3 protein-coding genes are annotated in these 4,934 nt (G+C 77.6%); all 3 read right to left on the bottom strand.

Annotated features, from left to right (window positions below; all coding sequences use genetic code 11):
• A partial coding sequence (locus tag C2142_RS35655; protein WP_277347296.1) for an SAV_2336 N-terminal domain-related protein occupies positions 1 to 1,712 on the bottom strand: 1,712 nt, incomplete at its 3' end.
• Entirely contained in the window at positions 1,709 to 2,845 is a 1,137-nt protein-coding gene (locus C2142_RS35650) for a MoxR family ATPase (RefSeq protein ID WP_148646971.1), read from the bottom strand. The genes C2142_RS35650 and C2142_RS35655, both read right to left, overlap by 4 nt.
• Positions 2,846 to 2,886: 41 nt before the next feature.
• Positions 2,887 to 4,934: caspase family protein (locus C2142_RS40955; protein ID WP_241002983.1), on the bottom strand; the 2,048-nt coding region annotated here is incomplete at its 5' end.

Below are 4,934 nucleotides of genomic sequence, written 5' to 3'. Positions count from 1 at the left end.
CTCTGCTCCTCACTTGCGGCCTGCTCCTCGCTCCCACCCTGCGCCTCGGAACCGCCCTGCGCCTCGGAACCGCCCGCGGACCCGGCACCGTCCTGCGACTCGGCGAACGGCAGCGCTCCCGGCGCGACCGCGCGGGCGTGCGTGCCGTCGGCGACGTGGCCGGCCAGGAAGTCGGCGGCGGTGCGGCGGGACCGCAGGTAGGCGGCGACCTGGTGGCGGACGGTCCGGCGGATCTCGGCGACGTCCTCACGGCGCTGGGCACCGAGCAGGGCGTCCCGGACGCCGGGGAGGAAGTCGAACTCGAAGCCGTCCGGGTCGGTGCCGGGCGGCGGGGCCTCCCAGGGGGCGAGCAGGCCGCCGAGCAGGACCTCCGCCAGGTGGCCGTGGTCGGCGTCCGGGAGCATGGCCCGGCGGACGAGGGTCATCACGGGGAGGACGAGCGGCACGGCGGACAGGTGGCCGGCCAGCTCCTGCGCCAACGGGGAGGCGGTCTCGCGGAACTGCTTGAGCGCCGGTTCGGCCGTGAGCGGCGCCGCGGCGGGCCCGGCGGCCTCTGCGTCGGGCGGAACGGCCGAGTCCGCGCCCGCCGCCGGCCCGGGTCCGCCGGCCAGCAGGCAACTGAGCCGGCTGCGGCGGCCGCCGCCGGAGACCAGGGCGGCGAGGGCGGCGAGCGAGGACGGGCTCGGATCCACCATCGGCACCGGCAACGGCCGGCCGACCGGGTCGGCCTGGTCGCCGGTGGCGGCCCGCAGCCGCCGGTGGGAGCGCCCGCGCGGGCGGGTGGCGGCGGCCTCCCAGCGGGCGTTGGGGGCGGCCGGACCGGTGGCGCGCAGCCAGAGCGGGATGGGACGGACGGCGCCGCGGGACCAGAGGCGTTCGGGCAGCACGTTGAGCACGGCGACGGAGCCGTGCCGGCCCCACCCGCGCAGCACCGCGTCCAGGGCCGGCCCGCCCCAGCCGCCGCCGACGGTGTCGGTGACCACCAGGACCAGACGGCGGCCGGAGGGGTCGGCGATCTCCTGGGGCCGGCGGGGCGCCCCGCCGGGGCGGGCCGCGAGGCTGGGGAGTCCGCCCGCTTCGGTGCCGCCGAGGTACCAGGTGCGGACGTCCCGGAAGACACCGGTCTGGGCGATCACCCGGCGCAGCTCGGCGACCAGGTCGTGCCAGAGGGCCATCGAGCGGTGGGTGTCGATGACCAGGGCGAGGTCGAGCCAGCGGCCGGGGGTGGGGCGCAGGACGGGCACCAGCAGCCGCTGCTCGACGCCCGCGCTGACGGTGGCCTCCTCGTCCAGCTCCGTCTCGCTGCGGCTGTGGGCCAGGGTGCGGCGGCCGAGCGGGCGCAGGGCGCGCATGACGGCGAGCGGGTCGGCGAGGGCGGCGGCGCGGGCGACCCGGACGAGGTCGCCGCGGCGGGCGTCCGGGGCCGGCTCGGTGCTGCCGGGGGCGGCCAGGTCGGCGGTGGCGTAGTGCTGTTCGAGCCTGCCGCCGGTGGAGCCGGGGGCGGGGTCCGGATCCGGGTCGTCGGCTGCGTCGGGGCCGGGGGGCGGGTCGGCCTCGGGGACGGCCGGGCGCTCGGGCTGCTGCGGCTGCTCGCGGGGGGCGCCGCCGAGGCAGCCGGTCAGCCAGAGGATGTCCGCCAGCTCCTCCGCGCCGAGGCCGGCCGCGGAGGCGGCGTCGGCCTCGGCAAGGGCGCGCAGCAACCGGTCCGTCACGGCGAGGCCGGTCCGGTGAGCTTCTGCAGGACGGTGTGCAGGAAGGCCTCGCGTTCGGTGTCGTCCGACCAGGCGCCGCTGAGCCGGAGCTGGACGGCGTTGAGGAGCTGGTCGGTGGCGAGGTCGCCCTCGGCCCGCCGCTCGTCGAAGGCGTGGATCAGTCCGAGGACGAGGTCGCGGCGCCGGTCGTCGAGGTCGGCGGGGAGGCGCAGCCGCTGTCTGACGATCTGTTCGAGCCGGGCCGGGCCGGGTGGCTGGACGTGCAGGCGGATGCAGCGGCGGAGGAAGGGCGGCGGGAAATCGCGCTCGTTGTTGCTGGTGAGGACGACGATCGGGAAGGCGCGGCACTGGACGCGGCCCCGGTCGACGGCGACGGTGGCGTCCTGGGCCTCCGGAACGTCCGGGGCGTCGTGGCCGGCCGCGGCCTCGCGGGGACCGGGGGTGTGGCCGGTGCTCGGGGTGTCGTTGGTGCTCGGGGTGTCGTCGGTGCCGATCCGCACGCGCGGTTCGCGGGCGGCGATCCGGGCGAGCTCCGGAATCTCGAAGCCGCCGTCCTCGAAGACGGTGAGCAGGTCGCCGGGCAGGTCGATGTCGCTCTTGTCGATCTCGTCCACGAGCAGGACGCGGGGGCGGTCCTGCGGGATCAGCGCGGTGCCCAGCGGACCGAGCCGCAGGTAGGGGGCGATCGAGCGGTCGGGTGCCGAAGTGACCGGTGAACCACCGTGCAGTTGCTGGAGGTTGGCGTCGTGCAGGCGGCTGATCGCGTCGTAGCGGTAGAGCCCGTCGCGCAGGGTGCTGCGGCTGGTGACCGGCCAGTGCAGCACCGGGCCGAGGCCGAGGTCGGTGGCGATGCTGTAGGCGAGGGTGGACTTGCCGACGCCCGGCTTGCCGGTGACGAGCAGCGGGCGGCTCAGGAGGAGGGCGGTGTTGACGGCGTCGATCTCGGTCTCGTCGGCGACGTAGCCGCTGCCGCGCCGGGTGGTGCGCTCCCAGGCGTGCCCGGAGGGGCCGGGCGCCCGGTACTGCGGGTCCGGCGTTCCGTCGAAGTCGCGCCAGGGCGGCTGCTTGCCGGCCAGCCGGGCCAGCCGGTCGCCCGGGGCGCCCTCGCCCTGGTAGATCCACCAGTCCTTCATGTGCTGCTTCCTTCCCTTCCAGGCCGGAGGGCGATCCCCCGTCAGGACAGTGATCTGGTCCGGGGCCGGTGCTCGGGGTCGTCCCAGAGCAGTCCCAGGCGCGGGCCGGCCGGGCAACCCGCGCACCCGCCCGGGGCGGCCGCGATGCGTAACCGCCTTACGGTGGCGGGCAGTCGGTCGAGGTCGAGGCCAGGGCCGGGGTCGGGGTCGGGGCCCCGGGCGGGGTCGCCGGCCCGGTCGGTCGCGGGGCCGGCACGGGAGGCGAGCAGGGCGGCGAGGCCGTCGGGCCGGGTGCAGCAGTCCGTCGTCGCGCCGGGCCGCACCCAGACCGCGATCGGCAGGCCGGCATCCAGGACCGTCTCCAGCCGGTCGGCCGGCGGTGCGGGATGCCGGTCGAGGAGGGCGCAGACCGGGTGGTCCTCGGCGCCGAGCCGGTCGGCCAGGCCGGGGTCGGGCGGGGTGTCCCCGGCGAGCGTGTGGACCGCGTCCGGGTGGCGGCCGCCGTGCTCGCGGTACCAGGCCCACTTGCGCCGCCACCGGTGGCCGGACTGGTGGGTGCGCTCGTCCGGGCAGCGCACCAGCACCTCGTACGCGGCGCCGAGTTCGGCCGTGCGGCGGCCGCGGATGGGCAGCGGCCAGCGTTCGAACTCCTCGTCCAGCAGCGGTTCGGGGACGTGGAACTCGATCCGCCGCAGCTCGGGGCCGACCGCGGCGCCGAACACCTGCCGGGCCAGCTCCTCCCGCACCGCGGCCAGGGTGATCGGGCGGGCGGACTCCCAGAGCGCCTCGAAGCCCCGCCGGTGCAGCCACATCCGGACCAGGTAGGCGTCCTCGTCACTGGACTCGGTGAGCTGGACGTGCAGTTCGGTGCGGCCGTCCCGCTCGCGCGCCGGGGGCACGGGGACGGCGTCGGCGCCGAGCCGGCGGCCGGTGCGCCGGACCCAGTCGGCCAGCCGATCGGCCCGGTCCCGGTCGTCCTCGCGGGCGGCGAGGTAGCGGACGAAGGCCAGGGGGAGCGGGAGGCGGCGGGAACCGGCGCCGAGCCGGTGGTCGAGGTCGCGCACCACGGCCATCGGCTCGGCGGCGGGCAGCACCGGCCCGGGCGGGGCGCAGCCGGCCGCCTCGAAGGCCCACCGGTAGGCGCGGTAGGCGTCCGGCGGCAGGCCGGGCCCGGGGAAGAGGCCGTCCAGCTCGGCCCAGGCCTGGTCGTCGAGCCTGGGCGCGCCGGGCTGCTCCGGCGGCCAGCCGTCGTCGGTGAGCGGGTTGCCGTCCCAGCCGCTGATGCGCCACTGGATCTGCTGCCAGGCCTGGCCGCGGTCGGCGAGTGCGGCGAGGTCGGCGTGGACCTCGCGGGCGATGTCGGGCAGGCGGCGCAGGCTCTCGTCCAGGCTGCGGCTGTCCAGCCGGGCGAGCAGGGTGTCCGTGAGCCGGCCGGCGCCGCCGATGTTCTGGGCGGGCAGTCCGGGCCGGGTGGCGTAGAGGACGAAGGTGCTGCGGCTGCGCACCAGCGTGCCCTCGCCGTATTCGACCCGGCCGAAGGTGGGGACGGCTCCGGTGCGGACGTCGAGGCGGCAGGCGTCGCCGATCGAGACCACCCGGCGGAACCGCCGGTTGACCTTGTTGGAGCTCCAGAACCGGAGGGCGGAGTCGAGGTCGAGGTGACGGATCGGCGGGGCGGAGGCGTCGGCGAACGGCAGCAGCAACTGGTCGTGGTCGCCCGCGAAGCCGTGGCCGGCCCAGTAGATGAGGAGCAGGTCGCCGTCGCACTTGGGCAGTTCGCGCAGCAGCGCGTCCTCAATCTCGTTGCCGGTGGCGGGGCGGTGGGCGGGCAGCCCGGGCGGGGCCGTGAGCGCGGCGGGCGCGGTGCCGGCGGATGCGGTACCGGCGGATGCGGTGCCGACGGATGCGGGCGGCGGCGCGGCGGCGGCTGGCGCGCCGCCGGGCGGGGCGGCGCCGGGGGCCACGACGGGTGCGGGCAGCGGGGAGAGGAAGAGCCGGACGTTGGCGGCGGGCACGCCGGCCGGGCCGGTCAGCCACTCGGCGAAGCGGACGGCGTCCCGGGCGGGGCCGCGGAGGTCCGGCGCCCACC

Source organism: Streptomyces sp. CB01881 (genome assembly GCF_002953255.1).
Lineage (GTDB): Bacteria > Actinomycetota > Actinomycetes > Streptomycetales > Streptomycetaceae > Kitasatospora.
This window is presented reverse-complemented; position numbering and strand designations above follow the sequence as displayed.